This is a genomic window from Lentzea tibetensis, from assembly GCF_007845675.1.
In the GTDB taxonomy this organism is placed as follows: domain Bacteria; phylum Actinomycetota; class Actinomycetes; order Mycobacteriales; family Pseudonocardiaceae; genus Lentzea; species Lentzea tibetensis.
The window spans coordinates 112752-130036 of sequence record NZ_VOBR01000018.1; the positions used below are offsets into that span (position 1 = coordinate 112752).

General features: G+C 69.7%; 15 protein-coding genes. 3 read left to right on the top strand and 12 right to left on the bottom strand.

Going from position 1 to position 17285, the window contains the following annotated elements; genetic code table 11:
• Positions 1-14 precede the first annotated feature (14 nt).
• The 4 genes from FKR81_RS26635 to FKR81_RS43740 are packed head-to-tail and all read right to left on the bottom strand — an operon-like array spanning position 15 to position 5532.
• A complete protein-coding gene (locus FKR81_RS26635) occupies positions 15-2309 on the bottom strand; it encodes a sensor histidine kinase (protein ID WP_186763188.1) in 2295 nt (764 codons plus the stop codon).
• A gap of 48 nt (positions 2310-2357) precedes the next feature.
• A complete protein-coding gene (locus FKR81_RS26640; RefSeq protein ID WP_146355635.1) occupies positions 2358-3056 on the bottom strand; it encodes a hypothetical protein in 699 nt (232 codons plus the stop codon).
• A gap of 44 nt (positions 3057-3100) precedes the next feature.
• The gene (locus tag FKR81_RS26645) at positions 3101-5344 is read right to left on the bottom strand and encodes a TOMM precursor leader peptide-binding protein (protein WP_235921786.1); all 2244 of its coding nucleotides are present in this window, start codon (positions 5342-5344) and stop codon (positions 3101-3103) included.
• 14 nt (positions 5345-5358) lie between these two features.
• Positions 5359-5532, bottom strand: a complete 174-nt coding sequence (locus FKR81_RS43740; protein ID WP_186763189.1) for a hypothetical protein — start codon at positions 5530-5532, stop codon at positions 5359-5361.
• A 232-nt stretch (positions 5533-5764) separates the two neighbouring features.
• Between FKR81_RS43740 and FKR81_RS26650 the strand changes: the two genes are divergently transcribed.
• Positions 5765-6550 (top strand): AfsR/SARP family transcriptional regulator, encoded by a 786-nt coding sequence (locus FKR81_RS26650; RefSeq protein ID WP_146355639.1) that lies wholly within the window; start codon positions 5765-5767, stop codon positions 6548-6550.
• 14 nt (positions 6551-6564) lie between these two features.
• Positions 6565-7500, top strand: coding sequence for an LLM class F420-dependent oxidoreductase (locus FKR81_RS26655; protein ID WP_146355641.1), 936 nt, complete (start codon positions 6565-6567; stop codon positions 7498-7500).
• Here FKR81_RS26655 and FKR81_RS26660 read toward each other — a convergent pair.
• From FKR81_RS26660 to lpdA, 6 genes are all read right to left on the bottom strand, one after another.
• Positions 7481-7960 (bottom strand): hypothetical protein, encoded by a 480-nt coding sequence (locus FKR81_RS26660; RefSeq protein ID WP_146355643.1) that lies wholly within the window; start codon positions 7958-7960, stop codon positions 7481-7483. The two genes, FKR81_RS26655 and FKR81_RS26660, sit on opposite strands and share 20 nt — an antisense overlap.
• Complete coding sequence (gene lipB / locus FKR81_RS26665; RefSeq protein ID WP_146355644.1) at positions 7960-8688, bottom strand: lipoyl(octanoyl) transferase LipB; 729 nt, start codon at positions 8686-8688, stop codon at positions 7960-7962. The genes FKR81_RS26660 and lipB overlap by 1 nt, the downstream gene beginning before the upstream one ends.
• A complete protein-coding gene (locus tag FKR81_RS26670) occupies positions 8645-9223 on the bottom strand; it encodes a phosphatase PAP2 family protein (RefSeq protein WP_146355646.1) in 579 nt (192 codons plus the stop codon). Before FKR81_RS26670 ends, lipB begins: the two co-directional genes overlap by 44 nt.
• Complete coding sequence (locus tag FKR81_RS26675; protein WP_146355648.1) at positions 9220-10110, bottom strand: TIGR01777 family oxidoreductase; 891 nt, start codon at positions 10108-10110, stop codon at positions 9220-9222. The genes FKR81_RS26670 and FKR81_RS26675 overlap by 4 nt, the downstream gene beginning before the upstream one ends.
• Before the next feature lie 1415 nt (positions 10111-11525).
• On the bottom strand, positions 11526-13250 hold the full coding sequence (sucB, locus tag FKR81_RS26680; RefSeq protein WP_146355650.1) for a 2-oxoglutarate dehydrogenase, E2 component, dihydrolipoamide succinyltransferase: 1725 nt from the start codon (positions 13248-13250) through the stop codon (positions 11526-11528).
• Between the two features lie 50 nt (positions 13251-13300).
• Positions 13301-14671, bottom strand: a complete 1371-nt coding sequence (gene lpdA, locus FKR81_RS26685) for a dihydrolipoyl dehydrogenase (RefSeq protein WP_146355652.1) — start codon at positions 14669-14671, stop codon at positions 13301-13303.
• A gap of 177 nt (positions 14672-14848) precedes the next feature.
• Between lpdA and FKR81_RS26690 the strand changes: the two genes are divergently transcribed.
• The gene (locus tag FKR81_RS26690; RefSeq protein ID WP_146355654.1) at positions 14849-15163 is read left to right on the top strand and encodes an oxidoreductase; all 315 of its coding nucleotides are present in this window, start codon (positions 14849-14851) and stop codon (positions 15161-15163) included.
• Here FKR81_RS26690 and FKR81_RS26695 read toward each other — a convergent pair whose 3' ends face one another.
• Together FKR81_RS26695 and FKR81_RS26700 are read right to left on the bottom strand one after the other, a co-directional pair.
• Complete coding sequence (locus tag FKR81_RS26695; protein WP_146355656.1) at positions 15164-15628, bottom strand: OsmC family protein; 465 nt, start codon at positions 15626-15628, stop codon at positions 15164-15166.
• Positions 15629-15716: 88 nt separating this feature from the next.
• Entirely contained in the window at positions 15717-17189 is a 1473-nt protein-coding gene (locus FKR81_RS26700; protein ID WP_146355658.1) for a leucyl aminopeptidase, read from the bottom strand.
• Positions 17190-17285: the final 96 nt, after the last annotated feature.

Below are 17285 nucleotides of genomic sequence, written 5' to 3' on the forward strand. Positions count from 1 at the left end.
CAATGCCGTCCAGTTCAGTGCAGGGGAATTTCGGCCTGCAGGCGGTAGGTGTTGTCCGGTGTGGTGCCGGCGACCAGGGTGCCGCCGATGTTCGTCACGCGAGCCGTCAGGTTGTGGATCCCGCTGCCACCGCCGTTGGTGGAGGGCGGTGGCACGGCCAGCAGCCCGTCGTTGACGATCTCCATGGTCAGCCGGTCCTCGCTCCGCGCCAGGGTGATCTCGCAGTTGGCGGCCTTGCTGTGCCGCAACAGGTTCGTGACACCTTCGCGCAGCACGGTGGCGAGAGTCGTGCGCACGTCGGAGGACAGCTCGCACGGCTCGAACCGCAGCGTGACGTTGATGTTCGCCGCGGCCAGCAAAGCCCGCGCGGACACGGTTTCCTCGTCGAGCGACATCTCGCGGTACGACGAGGCGACCGCGCGCACGTCGGCCAGCGCCTGCCGGGAGATGTCCAGGATCCCGGACAGTTCCTGTTGCGCCCGTTCGGGATCGCGCTCCACCAGCCGGTGCGTGAGCTCGCTCTTCAACGTGATGGCCGAGAGGCTGTAGCCCAGCAGGTCGTGCAGGTCCCGCGCGAACCGCAGGCGTTCCTTGGTGACGGCGAGGTGCGCGAGCTCGGTCCGCGCGTCGTGCAGGTCCTGCACCATGGAACGCAGCCGCGACAGGCCGAACACGACCAGGCCGTGGTTGCTCGTCACGATGAACCCGAACACGATGTTGATCGAGCTGCCCTCGAACAGCCAGTGCGCACCACCGGCGCTCGCCATGACGAGCAGGAACACCGGTACGCCGAACCGCGCGGGCAGCACCAGCAGCGAGGCGCCGGCGAGGTAGCCGGGCATGCCGAGCAGCGGGTGTTCGAACAGCGCCATCGGCAGGTACGTGAGCACGGCCTGCGCGCACAGCAGCGCGTACCCGAGCGGCGAGCGCACGGAAGCGCTGGGGCGGCTGAAGAAACCGAGCATCAGGCCGAGCGACGCGAGGATGCACGCGATCGCGACGGCGCGGCTGGTGGTGTCGGGCAGCCAGGCGAACGTCAGGATGATCGAGCTGATCGCGTACCCGGTGAACACGGCCGTGGCGATCAGGGAACCCAGCCGCGGCGCCATCACCGCACCGTGCTCGGTGTGCGGCTCCGATGTGGTGGGCGAGTTCTCCTGGCCGGACAAGGGGATCGACGCGTGCAGGCGGTACGTGTCGTCGTCCGCGCGGGCGGTCAGCGTGCCGCCGAGTGCGCGGACGCGCTGCGTCAGGTTGCTGATCCCGTTGCCGTGGCCCTCGGATTCCACGTCGTCGCGCACGCCGTCGTTCACGATCTCGATGCACACCGCGCCGTCGTCGCGCGACACGGTGATCGAGCAGTTCTCGGCCTTGCTGTGCCGCAACAGGTTCGTGACGCCCTCGCGCAGCACGGTGGCGAGTACCGTCCTGACCCGCGGCGGCACGTCACCCTGGCCCGCGTGCACGTCGACCACGACCTCGGCCGCGGACAACACCGATCGCGCCGACGCCAGCTCGTCGTCCAGCGACAGCTCGCGGTAGGACGACGCGACCGCACGCACGTCGGCGAGCGCCTGGCGGGAGACTTCGAGTATCTCGTCGAGCTCCTGCTTGGCGCGCTTGGGCTGCAACGGCACGAGGCGGTGCGTCAGTTCGGTCTTCAACGTGACCGCGGACAGGCTGAACCCCAGCAGGTCGTGCAGGTCCCGAGCGAACCGCAGGCGTTCCCGCGCGACGGCGAGCCCGGCCAGTTCGGACCGGGCGTCCTCGAGCTCGCGCACGAGCGAACGCAGCCGTGACAACCCGTAGACGACGAGGCCGATGACCATCGTCAGGTTCGCGATGTAGACGACCTCGAGCCCTGGGCCGGTCAGGTTCGACTGGATGACCCCGGCGACAGCGGCGATCGCGAAGAACGCGACCCAACCGGTGCCCAGCCGCAGCACCAGCAGCGCGTCACCGGCGAGGAAGCCGGGCATGCCGGTCCACGCCTCGTGGAAGAAGAACATCGGCACGAACGTCAGCAGCGCCTGGACGAACAAGGCGGAATAACCGAGCGGGCCTCGCACGTCCGCACCGGGACGGCTGAAGAAACCCAGCTGCAGCACCATCATCAGCGCCAGGCACGCGCCTGCCGGAACGACCCTGGCGAACGTCGCGCCCTGCACGACGACGTACTGGAAGGCGTTCACGGCGAATCCCGCGAACACGACGGTGACGACGAGGAGCGCGAGGCGGGGGGCGAGCCCGGCCGCGCGGCCCTGGCTGTCGCTCTCCTGCCCTAACGCGGAGTCGAGGCGTCTTGCCACAACCGCTCCCATGCGAAGAGTCCGGGACTTCGCCATCAGGGCGCCATGCTACCGGTGCCCTGTCGAAGTCCTGTCTGTTTTCCCTGTTCCCTCAGTGAGGATGAAACCAGCGCTCGCCAGATACGCCACGACGTCGGACACGACCTCTTTTCCGACCTCCGAACCGGCCGCGACCTCGGCGATCGTCGTCTCGCCGTCCAGCAGCGACTTCACGATCCCGGTGGCGGGCGGCCGGTGCAACACAGCGGTGTACGACAGACCGTCGCAGACCAGCACGTGGTCGCCATCAACGTCCTCTATCGACGCACCTGGCCGGATCGTGATCAGCTGTTCGTCGGCCACGTGCGGACATCGGAACACCGCATTCCCCACGACCGCGATCAGCGACAGAATCGGGCCCGCACCGTCCTGCAGGCCCAGCGACGGCACCACGCAGCCGCCGAGCCGGTCGAGCGTCCGCCGCAGCCGCAGCCACTGCGCACCGATCTTGCCGGACGACTTCCACAGCACGAAGTCGTTGAACAGCACGGGAATGTTCTCCAGCGACACCGGGCCGAGCCCCATCCGGTGCAGCGCCTCGCGCACCAGCGGACTCGAGTCCGTCACCTCCACGGCACCCCATCTGCCGTGCACCGTCAGCCTGCCGGACTCGGCGCTGACGAGCGTGTCCTCGAGCAGCGAGAACAGAGGTCGCCCGGCGGGGATGTGCCCAGAAGGAAAGTCCCCAGCAGGGATGTCAGATGTCACCGCGCTTCTCCAGCTCTGCCAAGGCCGCGCGAGATCAACGCCGGTCATAAGAACATCGGGACCGGGTTGAGTTCTTCGAACGCGGCACGTCGCTCGACCCGTCCCAGGGTTAGCGGGACGTCGTAGAGGCGCCCTTGAGCGAGCCTGGACCAGAAGTGCCGCATCCCTGGCACCACGACCCTGACGACGGGCAGTTCGACGTCGGGTCGCGTCTGGTCGAGCACCAGCAGTTCCAGGCCCGCGGCCTCCAGGCGCGTCCGGATGCTCTCGACGTCGGCGCGCAGGTCCTGCTGCGGCACGTACGAATGCCGAGGAGTGAGCAGAGTGGGATCTGGTACCAGGTAGGGATGTTCGGCGGTAGTCGCGGTCAGCAGCCACCGCCGCAGATCCACGTCCATCGTGCGCCACTGGTGTTCGGAGACGTTCAGCACGGGCGGCATCACCTGGTTCAGCTCGGTCAGCGCGCGCTTCACCGCGATGCGCGGGTCGAGGTGCGCGCCGAAGCCGAAGACGATGTCCTCGCGCGGGCCGTCGACGCACCGCGAGATCGCGGCCATCACGGGCACCGCGAGGTCCGCGGTCAGGTCGAGCACCCACACCTCGCGACCGAGCGAGGCGTAGACGGAGCGCAGCTCGTCGACGAACGGGTCGTTCATCCGCTCGAGGTCGATGGTGGGCATGCGGGTGCGGTTGTACCACCACAGCGCGACCGCGTCCCGTTCGATCACCTCGAACAGCGCCTGCAGGATCGCGTCCTCGACGCTCGACCCGGCCGCACAGCCGTTGGAGCTCGCGGTGATCGACGCGGGGGAGGGCGCCCCGTAGTAGAGAGATGCGGTCGGCAGCAGCCGGTGGCACTGGTTCGTCACCGACCACACCGGCGTCCAGTCGAGCACGCCGTGCTTGTCGAACGGTTCCGGCACGTGCTGGAACGCCGCGTGCGCCGCGTTCCACTCCGTGCGCGAGTCGAACTGGCGCGGGTCGAACAGCTGGAAGGCATCCGGGTGCACGGCTTCGTCGCCGAGCGCGCGGAAGCTGGCGCGGATCCTGGCCTCGTCGCCGTGGTAGGTGCCGCTGTAGCGCTCGACGGCCTCGCACAGCGCGCCCGCCTCGGCGTGCAGCGGCGTGACGCCCTTGCCGCCGTTCTCGCAGCGCAACGTCGAGCGCAGTGAGTCGAGACCGGGTCCGCCCGCGGCCACGTTCGTGCCGGAGCGGTAGGAGTTGAAGAAGTCGTGGCCCCTGCTGTCGCGGCGGATCTCCTTGACCACACCGGAGATCGGGCTCACCAGGTGCCGGTAGCGGTCCAGCACCTCGCGCGCGGACGCGGACCGGTGCCCGCCGCCGTCGGAGGACCGCTTGATCCTCGACTCGACGCGCACCGGCCGGAGCGTCCGCTTGCGCACCAGGTCCGGGTCACCGCACGCGGGACACTGCGGCAGCGCCCGCACGGCGTGCTGCGTCGCACGCAGCTCCAGGCTGTCGAACGCCCAGATCTCGCGCTGCCCGGCGTGCCGGTACCCGGCCAGCCACTTGGTCGCCTCCAGCGCCGCGACCTCGACCGCGGTGGCCGAGACCGAGGGCAGGCCGACGGCGGGCCGCGCCGCGGGACCGTGCACGCCTCGCCGGGCCTGCACGTGCGCTTCGGCCGGCCGGTTGGCCGACAACCTGGCGGCGAGACAACGCCAGCAGGCGCCGTCGCCGGGCGTGAACACCGGGCCGACCCACACCTGCGCGCCGGTCGGCTTGACCAGCAGCCAGGGTGTGCCGGTCGCCCGGTGTTCGTCGTCGACTTCCCTCAGCGCGGGAGCGAGGTAGTCGTTGCAGATCACGATGGAGAGCGAGGGCGGGATGTCACGGGCTGCGCCGGCCGTGACATCCAGTTCGGCGCGGCGTAGCGCGCCGATCATCGCATCGGGCTCGACGCCACCGGCGGTGATGACCCGGACGTGGGCGTTCCTCGTCGCGCCGACGGCGGTGGAGGCATCCAGGCCCGCTGCGTCCCAGTAAGCGTGCGCAGCGGTGCCGTCGGTGTCGTCCGATGAGCGGGTGCCGATGAGCCCGGCGGCACCCAGCCTGGTGAGCAGGCGTCCCGCCTGTTCGGCGGGCACCTCCTCGGGCAGGTCCCTCAGCAGCGCCGAGAGATCCCGTGTTCCGTCCAGCAGCGAGGCCAGCAGTTCGACGTGAGGTCCTTGCAGGGCCGTCACCCCGCTCTCCGAGAACAGGTAGACCGCCTCACCTCGGACGATCTCCGGTCTCAGATGACGCTTGAACCCGATTCGTTCGTGCACGGCCCCGCTCCTGCTCAGGCTGCTGCGGTTGTCGGCGCCTCACCGATGATCACTGGGCCGCCGCAATGGACTGTGAACGCGAGCAGGTCGAGATCTCCAGCCGTGCCGGTGGGCCGGTCGAACTCGTAGATCACCAGGTCGGCCTCGTCGGCAGGAACGATCTCTTCGAGGGTGCGGGTGCTGAACATGATTGTCTCCCCTTGGGGTCTGGCGTGGACCGGAAGTGCTGGGAGCGATTCTGGGTCGGTGGCCGATGCCCCCGGTAGTTACGCGTTAACGCGCCCGAATATGAAGTTCTCACCCCTCCGCACGGGGTGACTTCATGCGCAACTGGTGGTAGGGACACTGCCGCTGGAGGCCCAGTTGCGATGGACTGATCTGCACACGTCGGGGCGGGTTTTCCTGAGGAGGAACGTGGCGATGCAGATCAAGATCCTGGGGCCGCTCGAGGCCACGCGGAACGGCCGTTCGACGTTGCCGACCGCCGCGAAACCGCGGCAGATCTTCGCCCTGCTCGCCCTGCGCGCCGGGCAGGTCGTACCGGTGACGACGCTCATCGAGGAGCTGTGGGGCGAACGTCCGCCGCGTAGCGCGCGCACCACGCTGCAGACCTACATCATGCAGCTGCGCAGACTCCTCGGTGACAACGCCAGCGACGTGCTGGTCACCCGGTTCGGCGGCTACCTGCTGAACGTCCCGGTGGAGAACGTCGACGTGCACGAGTTCGAACGCCTCGCGGCGGCCGGACGGCGTGCCTCCGAAGCAGGAGACCACGAGTCCGCCGCCCGGCTGCTGGGCACGGCGCTCGGCATGTGGCTCGGGCCCGCGCTCGTCGACACACCGACCGGTGACGTGCTCAGCATCGAGGCGACCAGGCTGGAGGAGTCGCGGCTGAGCGTCGTGGAGAGCCGCATCGACGCCGAGATGCTGGTCGGACGGCACCACACGCTGCTCAGCGAGCTGGCCGTGCTGACCGCGCGGCACCCGATGAACGAGAACCTGTGCGCCCAGTACATGGTCGCGCTGTTCCGGTCGGGCAGGCAGTGGCAGGCGCTGGACGCGTTCAAGTCGCTGCGTCAGACGCTGATCGAGGAGCTGGGCGTCGAGCCGTCGGCCAGGCTGCGCGAGCTGCACCGCGCCGTGCTCACCGCCGACTCGTCCCTCGACCGGGTGGAGACCTCCGAGGTGCGCCAGTTACTCGCTTGACTAGATTCGGGGTCGTGGAACTCCGGATCTTCACCGAGCCCCAGCAAGGGGCCAGCTACGACGACCTGCTGCGCGTGGCGCGGACCGCCGAGGACGCGGGCTACGGCGCGTTCTTCCGCTCCGACCACTACCTGAAGATGGGGTCGGTGTCCGGTCTGCCGGGCCCGACCGACCCGTGGATCACGTTCGCGGGCCTCGCCCGCGAGACGTCCACCATCCGGCTCGGCACGCTGATGACCGCCGCGACGTTCCGCTACCCCGGACCGCTGGCGATCAGCGTGGCCCAGGTGGACCAGATGTCCGGCGGCCGCGTCGAGTTCGGCTTCGGCGCCGGGTGGTACGCCGACGAGCACACCGCCTACGGCATCCCGTTCCCGTCCGTCACCGAGCGCTTCGAGCGGTACGAGGAGCAGCTGGCGATCATCACCGGCCTGTGGGAGACGCCCGCCGGTGACACGTTCTCGTTCTCCGGCGAGCACTACGAGCTCACCGACTCGCCCGCGCTGCCCAAGCCTCTTCAGTCGCCGCGCCCGCCCGTGCTGATCGGTGGCGTTGGCGCTCGGAGGACCCCGGCGCTGGCCGCCCGCTACGCCAACGAGTTCAACCTGCCGTTCCAGTCGATCGAGACCGCCGAGACGCAGTTCGCGCGCATCGACGCGGCGTGCTCGGAGATCGGCCGCGACCCGAGCGAGATCACCCGCTCCGCCGCGCTCGTCGCGTGCATCGGCCGCACGGACGCCGACGTCGCGCGCCGTGCCTCGGCCATCGGGCGCGAGGTCGAGGAGCTCAAGGAGAACGGCCTGGCCGGTACTCCGGACGAGGTCGTCGAGCGCCTCTCGGTGTGGCGCGAGCGCACCGGCATCCAGCGCGTCTACCTGCAGGTGCTGGACCTGTCCGACCTCGACCACATCACCGAGATCGCGTCGGACGTCATGCCGAAGCTCGGCTGACCGCCTTCACGACGGACTCGGGGAGCGCGAACGCGCGATCCCGGAAGCGCGGGAAGTTGCCGATGACCCGCAGCTGCAACGCCGGGTCGCGCAGGTAGCGCTCCTCGAGACCGTCCTCGTCCAGGATCAGCTTGAGCCCCTTGCGCAGCATCGACGGCGTGTCCAGCTTCAGCCGGTCGCGCAGGTAGTCGGCCGCGGCGTGGTCGCCGTGCTCGACGACCGCCTTGACCACGTCGGCGATGTCGACCTCGCGGTTCGGCTCGTCGGCGCGGACGCCGTCGCGGTGCGCGATGCCCAGCGCCTTCATGGCCCGCTGGTGCGCGCCGCCGTCCAAGCCGAGGTAGTAGCGCTCCCAGTCGCCGATGCGCACGGTCCCCTCGGGCACCGAGGCGTGCGCGACCGAGGGAGCGATCACGGTGATACCGATGGCGGCGAAGAGCTGACGCCGGGAGAGGAGCACTACGGCATGCTAGCGAAGGTGATCCCAGGTGCGACTGGGCCAGATCGGGCAAGGTAGCGGTCCGTCAGTGGCAACGTTCCGTCAAGTGCGGCCAACACCGCGTCACGAGCGAGCGGAAGCACCTCTGCGACCGTGACGTCGCGCCCCAGTTCGACGGACAGCGACGCGACACCCGCGTCCCGGATGCCGCACGGGATGATCTCGCCGAACGCCGACAGGTCCGCGTTGCAGTTGATCTCGAAGCCGTGCATCGTCACGCCGCGCTGCACCCGGATGCCGATCGCGGCGATCTTGCGCTCCGGCCCCCGGTCGTCGGCGGGCAGCCACACGCCGCTGCGCCCGTCGACCCGCCCGGTGTGCACGCCGAGCTGGTCGCACACGTGGATCAGCCCCTGCTCGACGCGCCGCACGTACTGCACGACGTCCATCGGCTCGGTCAGCCCGACGATCGGATACCCCACCAGCTGACCGGGCCCGTGCCAGGTGATCTTCCCGCCGCGGTCGACGTCGATGACCGGGGTGTCGCTGTTGGTGGGCCGCTCCTCGTCGAGCGTGCGGCGTCCGCACGTGTAGACGGGCGGGTGCTCCAGCAGCAGCAGCGTGTCCGGCCCCTCGCCGGCGGCACGCGCTTCGGCGATCTCCTTCTGCAGGTCCCACGCGGCCGTGTACTCGATGAGCCCGAGCTCACGAACCTGGACCGGATCTGCGGAAATGCGGCACGACGTCACGTCCCGACGTTACCAACCCGAGCGCCAGCGCGGCGAGGAGCCCGACCCCCACCACACCCAGCACCGACCCGATCACATCGGTCACCCAGTGCCGCTCCAGCACCACCCGGCTGGCAGCCGTGAGCACCGTCGCCGTCACCGCGATCGTCGCGCCGCGCCCGAGCAGCACGACCAGCGTGAACCCCACCGCGGCCACGGCCACCGTGTGCCCGCTCGGGTACGCCCACTGCGGATAGTCGACCGGCCGCACACGCCGGAAGAGGTAGCGGCTGAGCAACGTGCCCCAGCACAACCCGAACAGGACCAGCCCGCGCCACAGCCGCGCGTCTTTCTTCCGGTAGGCGATGACGGCGAGCCCAACGCCGAACGCCGACGCGACGACCGGCCCGAACACGTACCCGAAGAAGGTCGACGCCGTCCGCAGCCACTCGGGCCGGGGCACGCGCGACTGAACCCACAGGTCGAGCGCGGTGACCTCCGGCAACCCCAGGAGAACCCACGAGATCACCAGCACCGCACCGACCGCGCGCGTCATGCCACGGCAGCGCTCAACGCGGATCCGAGCGCCGGGTGCTGGAAGTGGAACCCCTTGCTCTCCAGCACCTGCGGCGTCAGCCCGGGCCCGGTCAGCAGCAGCTCGTCGGCCCGCTCCCCGCCGAGCAATGCCCGAAGCGCGAACCCCGGCACCACCCACGGCGTAGGCCGGTGAATCGCATGCCCCAGCGCCTCGGTGAACTCGGCGTTCGTGGCCGGTGTCGGCCCGGCGAGGTTGACCGGCCCGGCGATGTCGTCGTGCTCGACGACGAACCGGTACGCGGACACCACGTCATCCAGCGAGACCCAGGGGAAGAACTGGTCACCGCTGCCCAGCTTCCCGCCGAGGAACAACGAGAACACCGGCTTGATCCGCCCGAGCACACCACCGTTGGGCGACACCACCACAGCCGTGCGCAGCAACACGACGCGCACCCCGCCCTGCTGAGCCGCCGCGGTAGCCGCCTCCCAGTCCTGCGTGAGCCTGGACATGAAGGTGCTGCCACCAGGCGCACTCTCGTCAGCGATCCGGTTTCCGGTGTCGCCGTAGTAATGCGCCCCCGACGAGTTCACCAACACCGGCACCCCGTGCTCCACGACCGCGGCCGACAACACCTCGGTGGGCACGATCCGACTGTCCCTGAGCACCTGCTTGCGCGCGTCGTCCCACCGCTTGTCCCCAACCCCGGCGCCGCACAGGTTGATGACCGCGTCCACACCGTCGAGCGCACCTTCGTCGATGCGCCCCGCGTACGGGTCCCAGCCCCGCTCGTCGGGCGCGGCGGGCTTCCGACGCACCAGCCGAAGCACCTCGTAGCCCTCCGCGCGCAACGACGCGACCAGGCTGCTGCCGATCAGACCGGACGAACCCGCGATGACAACCCGCATGCGTTGATCGTCTCCCACCAGGCGTGCGCTTGCACGCGGGGAATGTGTGCTGAACGACACCTGAACCGGTAGCGGGCCGCTTGGCCCACTTCTCGAGCTCCGAACGCCGTAGTTGCAGCCCCGATGGGGCGCTCGGCGTGGGCCGGGGTGTGCGGGCTCGCCGGTTGGTGGGCGTGTCGACGTGCCCGGTTGTCGCCTGGCTGGGCTTGGCTGCCGGTTCTCGTCGGGGCCGGGCTCTTTGCCTGGCTGCCGGTTTCGTGTGGGCTGGATTCCGATGCTTGCTGCGCTTCGGTGTTTCGCTGTCGGGTGGTTGCGTCGCGCCTTCGGCGCAGCGATTGGGCCTTGACTTGGGGCCCCTCGCGGCGTGGTGGGGCCGGCTCCGCCGGCAGGAAGAGAACCTGCCGGCCCGATAGGGGTACCACGCCGCACCCCAAGTCAAGGCCCAATCGCCAGGTGCCCACCACCCCGCTGACTGCGGAAGCGCACACTCCTTGCCTGATCACACCGGCCCGCCTGCCGTCGGACTCGCTTTCCGCAATCACACCGACCCGCCTGCCGTCGGACTCGCCTTCCGTAGGTGCACCGACCCACTTGCCGTCGGGCCCGCCTTCTGTCGGCACACCGACCCGCCTGCCGTCGGCCCGCGATCCGTAGACACACCGACCTGCCCGCCGTCGGGCCCGCCAGCTCGACCCACCCGCCGCTGGGCCCGACTTCCACCCGACACGACACACCCCTGGCCCTGCCAGGCCGCCGCTCACGGCCGCGAGCGCGCTCACGCGGGCGTCCCCCGCACCCGAGAACCCCCCGAACCGATGCTCCCAGCCAGCACCGACAATCCCCCGCCCCACAGACAGGCCAGCCACGAAACCAGGGGTGCGACAGCCCGCAACATCTGCGGCGCAGCGTGGACCCCGGCGAGCGAAGCGACGCCAGCACACCAAGCAACCCACCACGAAACCGGCAGAAACCAAGGGAGCACCGGCCAAACCGGCAGGCACCAAGCGAGCCCAGCGAAACCGGCGCGAACCAAGCGAGCACCGATCAAACCGGCAGGTACCAAGCGAGCCCAGCGAAAACGGCGCGAACCAAAAGAAAAGAGCGCCCGCCGCATTCCCAACCCCCGCACTGCCAACCGGGCGCGGCCCCCGAGCCAAAACCGGCAGCCAAATGATCCCAAGCATCCGAAGGGCCAGGGTGGGGAGGTTCTCGCTGATCAGGCGCAGCCTTGCCATATTTTCAGGGCGGGGTCAAGACGTCTTTTTGTCTTGACCCCGCCCTGAAAATATGGCCACCTCTGGTGATCAGCGAGAACCTCCCCACCCACCACCGAAAGCCCGCACAACCAAAGCAAGCAAAGCAAGCAAAAGGCCACCCCGGCCGAAACCGGGGTGGCCCAAGCAATACGTCAGACGTCAGAGACCGAGATCAGCCTCGAACGCGCCTTCCTCGAGCCGGTTCTTCACCGTGGTGAGGAACCGACCGGCGTCCGCACCGTCGACCAGCCGGTGGTCGTAGGTGAGCGCGAGGTACATCATCGACCGGATGGCGATGGTGTCGCCGCCGTCCTCGTCGGTGATGACGACCGCGCGCTTCTTGACCACGCCGACGCCCAGGATGCCGACCTGCGGCTGCTGGATGATCGGGGTGTCGAACAGCGCGCCGTTGCTGCCGAGGTTGGTCAGCGAGAACGTGCCGCCGGTGAGCTCGTCCGGCGTCAGCTTGTTGGACCGCGCCCGAGCGGCGAGGTCGCCGATCTTGTGCGCGAGACCGGCCAGGTTGAGGTCACCGGAGTTGTGGATGACGGCGTTGAGCAGGCCGCGGTCCGTGTCGATCGCGATACCCAGGTGCTCGGCACCGTGGTACGTGACCTCCTTCTTCTCCTCGTCGATCGACGCGTTCAGCACCGGGTGCTGCTTGAGCGCCTCGATCGCCGCCTTGGCGAAGAACGGCAGGAAGGTCAGCTTGGCGCCCTCGCGCTGCTCGAACGCCTTCTTGGCCTGGTTGCGCAGGCGGGCGATCTTGGTGACGTCCACCTCGAACACCTGCGTGAGCTGTGCGGACATCTGCAGCGACTCGCGGGTGCGCTGCGCGACGATCTGACGCAGGCGGGGGAGCTTCTGCACGGTGCCGCGCTTGCCGCTGGTGTCGACCGAGGCCGGAGCGGCGGTGCGGGCGGCGGGTGCGGCCGCGGCCGGAGCGGCGGGTGCCGGAGCCGGGGCCTTCTTGGCCTCGACGGCGGCGAGCACGTCCTGCTTGCGGATGCGGCCACCGACGCCGGTGCCCTTCAGCGAAGCCAGGTCGATGCCGTTCTCCGACGCCAGCTTGCGGACGAGCGGCGTCACGTACGGCTGGCCGTTCGCGTCCTCGCCCGAAGCCGAAGCCGGCGCGGCGGCCGGCGCGGCGGCGGCCGGAGCAGCAGCCGGGGCCGGAGCGGGGGCAGCGGCGGCGGGTGCCGGGGCAGCCGGAGCCGGCGGAGCGGCGGCGGGAGCCGGAGCAGCGGCGGCCGGGGCCGGGCTGCCGGAACCGATGACGGCGAGCTGGCCGCCGACCTCGACGGTCTCGTCCTCGCCCGCGGTGATCGCCAGCAGCGTGCCCGCGACCGGGGACGGGATCTCGGTGTCGACCTTGTCGGTCGAGACCTCGAGCAGCGGCTCGTCGACGGCGACGCTGTCGCCGACCTGCTTCAGCCACCGGGTGACGGTGCCCTCGGTGACGCTCTCGCCGAGCGCGGGCATCGTGACCGGCGTGCCCTCGGCAGAACCGGAATCGGCAGAACCGGAATCGGAAGAGGCGGGAGCGGCGGCCGGGGCCGGAGCCTCCTCGGCGGCCGGAGCGGCGGGCTCCTCGGCGGCGGGCGCGGACTCCTGAGCGGGCTCGGGCGTGGCGGCGGGCGCGCTGTCACCGTCACCGATGACGGCGAGCTCACCGCCGACCTCGACGGTGTCGTCCTCCTGCGCGACGATCTTCTGCAGAACGCCTGCCGCGGGGGAGGGGATCTCCGTGTCGACCTTGTCGGTGGACACCTCGAGCAACGGCTCGTCCACCTCCACCCGGTCGCCTTCCTGCTTCAACCACCGGGTGACGGTGCCTTCGGTGACGCTCTCACCGAGTGCTGGCATCTGGACGGAGAAGGCCATTGTTCGCTGACTCCTCGTGCTCTCGTGTGGCTGACTTAGATGGGGAACGGTCAGCCGTGCACGTGCAGCGGCTTGCCGGCCAGGGCGAGGAAGGCCTCGCCGAGGGCTTCTGTCTGGGTCGGGTGGGCGTGGATCAGCGGAGCCACGTCCTCCGGGTGAGCCTCCCAGCTGTAGATCAGCTGGGCCTCTCCGATCAGTTCGCCGACGCGGTCGCCGACCATCGTGATGCCGACGACGGCCCCGTCCGGCTCCTTGACCAGCTTCACACCACCCGCGGTCTTGAGGATCTGCGACTTGCCGTTACCAGCCAGGTCGTAGATGAACACCTGGACATCGCCGTACTTCTCCTTGGCCGCGGCCTCGGAAAGACCGACCGACGCGACCTCGGGCTTGCAGTACGTGACGCGCGGGATGCCTGCCTCGTCGATCACCTTCGGCGCGAGGCCCGCGATCTCCTCGGCGACGAAGATGCCCTGCTGGAAGCCGCGGTGCGCGAGCTGCGGGCCGGGCACGATGTCGCCGACGGCGAAGACGTTCGGCAGGTTCGTGCGCAGCCGCTCGTCGGTGATGACGAAGCCGCGGTCGATCGTGACACCGGCCTCCTCGAAGCCGTGGCCCGCGCTGTTGGGGCCGCGGCCGACGGCGACGAGCAGCAGGTCCGCGTCGAGCACGTCGCCGTTCTCGAGGGTGACCTGGACGCCGGAGTCGGTCTGGGTGGCGGAGCTGAACTTCACGCCGGTCTTGGACTTGATGCCGCGGCGGCGGAACGCGCGCTCCAGCTGCTTCGACGCGTACTCGTCCTCGGCGGGGACCAGGCGCGGAAGGGCCTCCACGACGGTCACGTCGGCGCCGAACGACCGCCACACGCTCGCGAACTCGACGCCGATGACGCCGCCGCCGAGCACGACGACCTTCTCCGGGATGAAGTCCAGGTTCAGCGCCTGGTCGCTGGTGATGATCCGGCCGCCGATGTCGAGACCGGGCAGGCTGCGCGCGTACGAACCGGTCGCGAGCACCACGTTCTTGCCGGTGTAGCGCTGACCGTTCACCTCGACGGTGTTCGGGCCGACGAACCTGCCGGTGCCCTCGACCATGGTGACCTTGTTGGCCTTCGCGAGACCCTGCAGACCCTTGTAGAGCCTGCTGATCACGCCGTCCTTGTACGAGTTCACGCCGGCGATGTCGATGCCCTCGAGCGAGCTCTTGACGCCGAACTGGTCACCCTCGCGCGCGTTGTCCGCGACCTCCGCCGCGTGCAGCAGCGCCTTCGTCGGGATGCAGCCGCGGTGCAGGCAGGTGCCTCCGAGCTTGTCCTTCTCGACCAGGACGACGGACAGGCCGAGCTCGGCCGCGCGGAAAGCGCAGGCGTAGCCGCCGGAGCCGCCGCCGAGGATCACGAGGTCGGCGGAGGTGTCGGTCACTTCGATCTCCTCGGGATACTTACTTCGCGCGGGTGCGCGCGAGACACGAGTCATCTTGTCACTACTTGCCCCGACGTGGGCACGGGGCCCGCTGACCACGTCCTGTTGAGATCATTCGGCCACCTGGCCGCCGCACGCCTGGCACCATGGAGGGGAGAAAACCGCAGGAGGTGCCCGGTGGGGCTGTTCGATCGTTTTCGCAGGAAGTCGCGTCCTGGTGTGCTGCGCACCGCGTCCTCACAGGACACCAGCCACCTCGAGCAGTGGGCTACCAGCCGCCGGGGCGTCGAGGCCTATGTGGAGCCCAAGACCACGGTGACCGAAACCACTGTGGTGCTCGTCGCGCACGACGGTGAGTGGACGCGCCGCCGCATCGACGGCACCGAGGCGGCGCGGAAGTTCGCGCGCAAGCTCGGCATCCCGATCTACGACGCGGGCATCGTCGGTTACCCGAAGCGCATGCGCGAGTACAAGAAGAACAACGGCAACTAGCTAGCTCGCCGTCTGGGGGTCGTGGCGGACGGGGAAGTTCACGCTCGCCGCGATGAAGCACATCGAGTGCGCTTTCTCGTGCAACGCCTGCGCGGTGTCCTTGGTCGCCGGGTCGGCGACCGTCACCCGAGGGTTCAGCGTCACCTCGGTGAACCGCCCGCTGCCGTCGGGGTGCTCGGTCATCAGCCCGGTCGCGTGGTCGCGGTAGTCGGTCACCACCACGCCGTTCACCGAGGCCAGGTGCAGGTACCAGAGCATGTGGCACTGCGACAGCGATGCGACCAGCAGCTCCTCCGGGTTGTACCGCTCGCGGTCGCCCCGGAACGCGGGGTCGGACGAGCCGAGGATCGTGGCCTTGCCGGGGACGCTGACCTCGTGGGCCCGTTCGAAGTCGCGGTAGCCGGACGTTCCGCTACCCGAGTTCCCGGTCCACACGAGATCCACTTCGTACCTGTGCGCGCCCATGCCCCGATCCTGCCCCGCGGGGTGACGCGAGGGCCACCCTCACGCGTGTGAGGGTGGCCCCATCGGACGCCAGCCGTTAGCTGCGACTTCAGCCGTTCGCGGCGATGTCCGCCAGCACGGCCGCGATCGTGCGGACCGGAACGCCGGTGCCGCCCTTCGTGGTGTACCCGTACGCGCCACCCGTGTGGAACGCCGGGCCCGCGATGTCGATGTGCGCCCACTGCACGCCCTCGGCGACGAACTCGCGCAGGAAGATGCCCGCGGCGAGCATGCCGCCCCAGCGGTGGCCGGTGACGTTCGCCAGGTCGGCGAGCCGGGAGTCGAGGTCGCCGCGCAGCTCGTCCGGCAGCGGCATGGCCCACGCGCTCTCGCCGACGGCGCGGCCGAGCGCGGCGATCCGGTCGCGGAACTCGTCGGAGCCCATGATCCCGGAGGTGCGCTTGCCGAGCGCCACGACCTGCGCGCCGGTCAGCGTGGACGTCTCGATCAGGTAGTCCGGCTCGTCCTCGCACGCGCGGACGATCGCGTCGGACAGGATGAGCCTGCCCTCGGCGTCGGTGTTGAGGACCTCGACGGTCTTGCCGCCGTACATGGTCAGCACGTCGCCGGGGCGGTACGCGTCGCCGGACGGCATGTTCTCCGCCATCGGCACGGTCGCGATCACCTCGAGCGGGTACTTGAGCTTCGCGGCGAGCACCATCGACGCGACGACGGCGGCGGCACCGGACATGTCGCTCGACATCTCGTCCATGTTCGCGGCCGGCTTGATCGAGATACCGCCCGTGTCGAACGTGATGCCCTTGCCGACGAGCGCGACCTTCTTGGCCGCCTTCGGGCCCTTGTAGGACAGGCGCACCAGGCGCGGCTGGCGGGACGAGCCGACACCGACGCCGAGGATGCCGCCGAAGCCCTTCTTGCGCAGCGCCTTCTCGTCGAGCACCTCGACCTCGAGCCCGGCGTCCGCGGCGAGCTTGGCCGCGCGCTCGGCGAACGAGGCGGGGTAGAGGTCGTTCGGCGGGGTGTTGATGAAGTCGCGGGCGATGATCACCGACTCGGCGATCGCGGTCGCCGCCTTCACCGCGGCGCGGGCCTCCTTGGAGACCGGTGCGAACAGATCGACCTTGGCGACGGGACCGTCGCCCTTGTCCGACTTGTACTCGGTGAACGCGTACCCGCCGAGGAGCGTGCCCTCGACGGCCGGGCCCAGGTGGATCGACGCGAGGGTGGTGACGGCGCGCTTCTTGCCGCCCAGCGCACGCGCGGCCACACCGGACGCGCGGCGCACCTGCTCCTCGGTCGCCTCCTTGCCGAGTCCGACGGCGAGCACGACCGGCGCGGCCAGCTTGCCGAACGTCGGCACCTTGACGAGCTCGTCGGCCTTGCCGGACGCGCCCAGCGTGCGGAGCACCTCGACCAGGGTGCCGTCGAACGCGGCGTCGACCGCACCGGCGCCGTCCGCCAGTGACAGACCGTCAGGACCCTGCAGGGTGCCCACGACGACGGCGTCCGCGGTGATGCTGCTCAGGTCACCTTCAGTGAGGGCCAGCTTCGGGGCTGTCACGTGCTGCTCCAGTTGTGCGCAGGGGCCATGTCTCGGAAATCGTGACCTATGCTAAAGGTCGGCCTGTCCCACGAATGCCGTGGGCCATCTCTGTCG

Excerpts from the sequence above, each read along its gene's own strand:
- FKR81_RS26670 (WP_146355646.1), bottom strand. The coding sequence starts at position 9,223 with ATGACGCGCGCGGTCGGTGCGGTGCTGGTGATCTCGTGGGTTCTCCTG.
- FKR81_RS43740 (WP_186763189.1), bottom strand. The coding sequence starts at position 5,532 with ATGTTCAGCACCCGCACCCTCGAAGAGATCGTTCCTGCCGACGAGGCC.
- sucB (WP_146355650.1), bottom strand. The coding sequence starts at position 13,250 with ATGGCCTTCTCCGTCCAGATGCCAGCACTCGGTGAGAGCGTCACCGAA.
- FKR81_RS26695 (WP_146355656.1), bottom strand. The coding sequence starts at position 15,628 with ATGGGCGCGCACAGGTACGAAGTGGATCTCGTGTGGACCGGGAACTCG.
- FKR81_RS26675 (WP_146355648.1), bottom strand. The coding sequence starts at position 10,110 with ATGCGGGTTGTCATCGCGGGTTCGTCCGGTCTGATCGGCAGCAGCCTG.
- FKR81_RS26650 (WP_146355639.1), top strand. The coding sequence starts at position 5,765 with ATGCAGATCAAGATCCTGGGGCCGCTCGAGGCCACGCGGAACGGCCGT.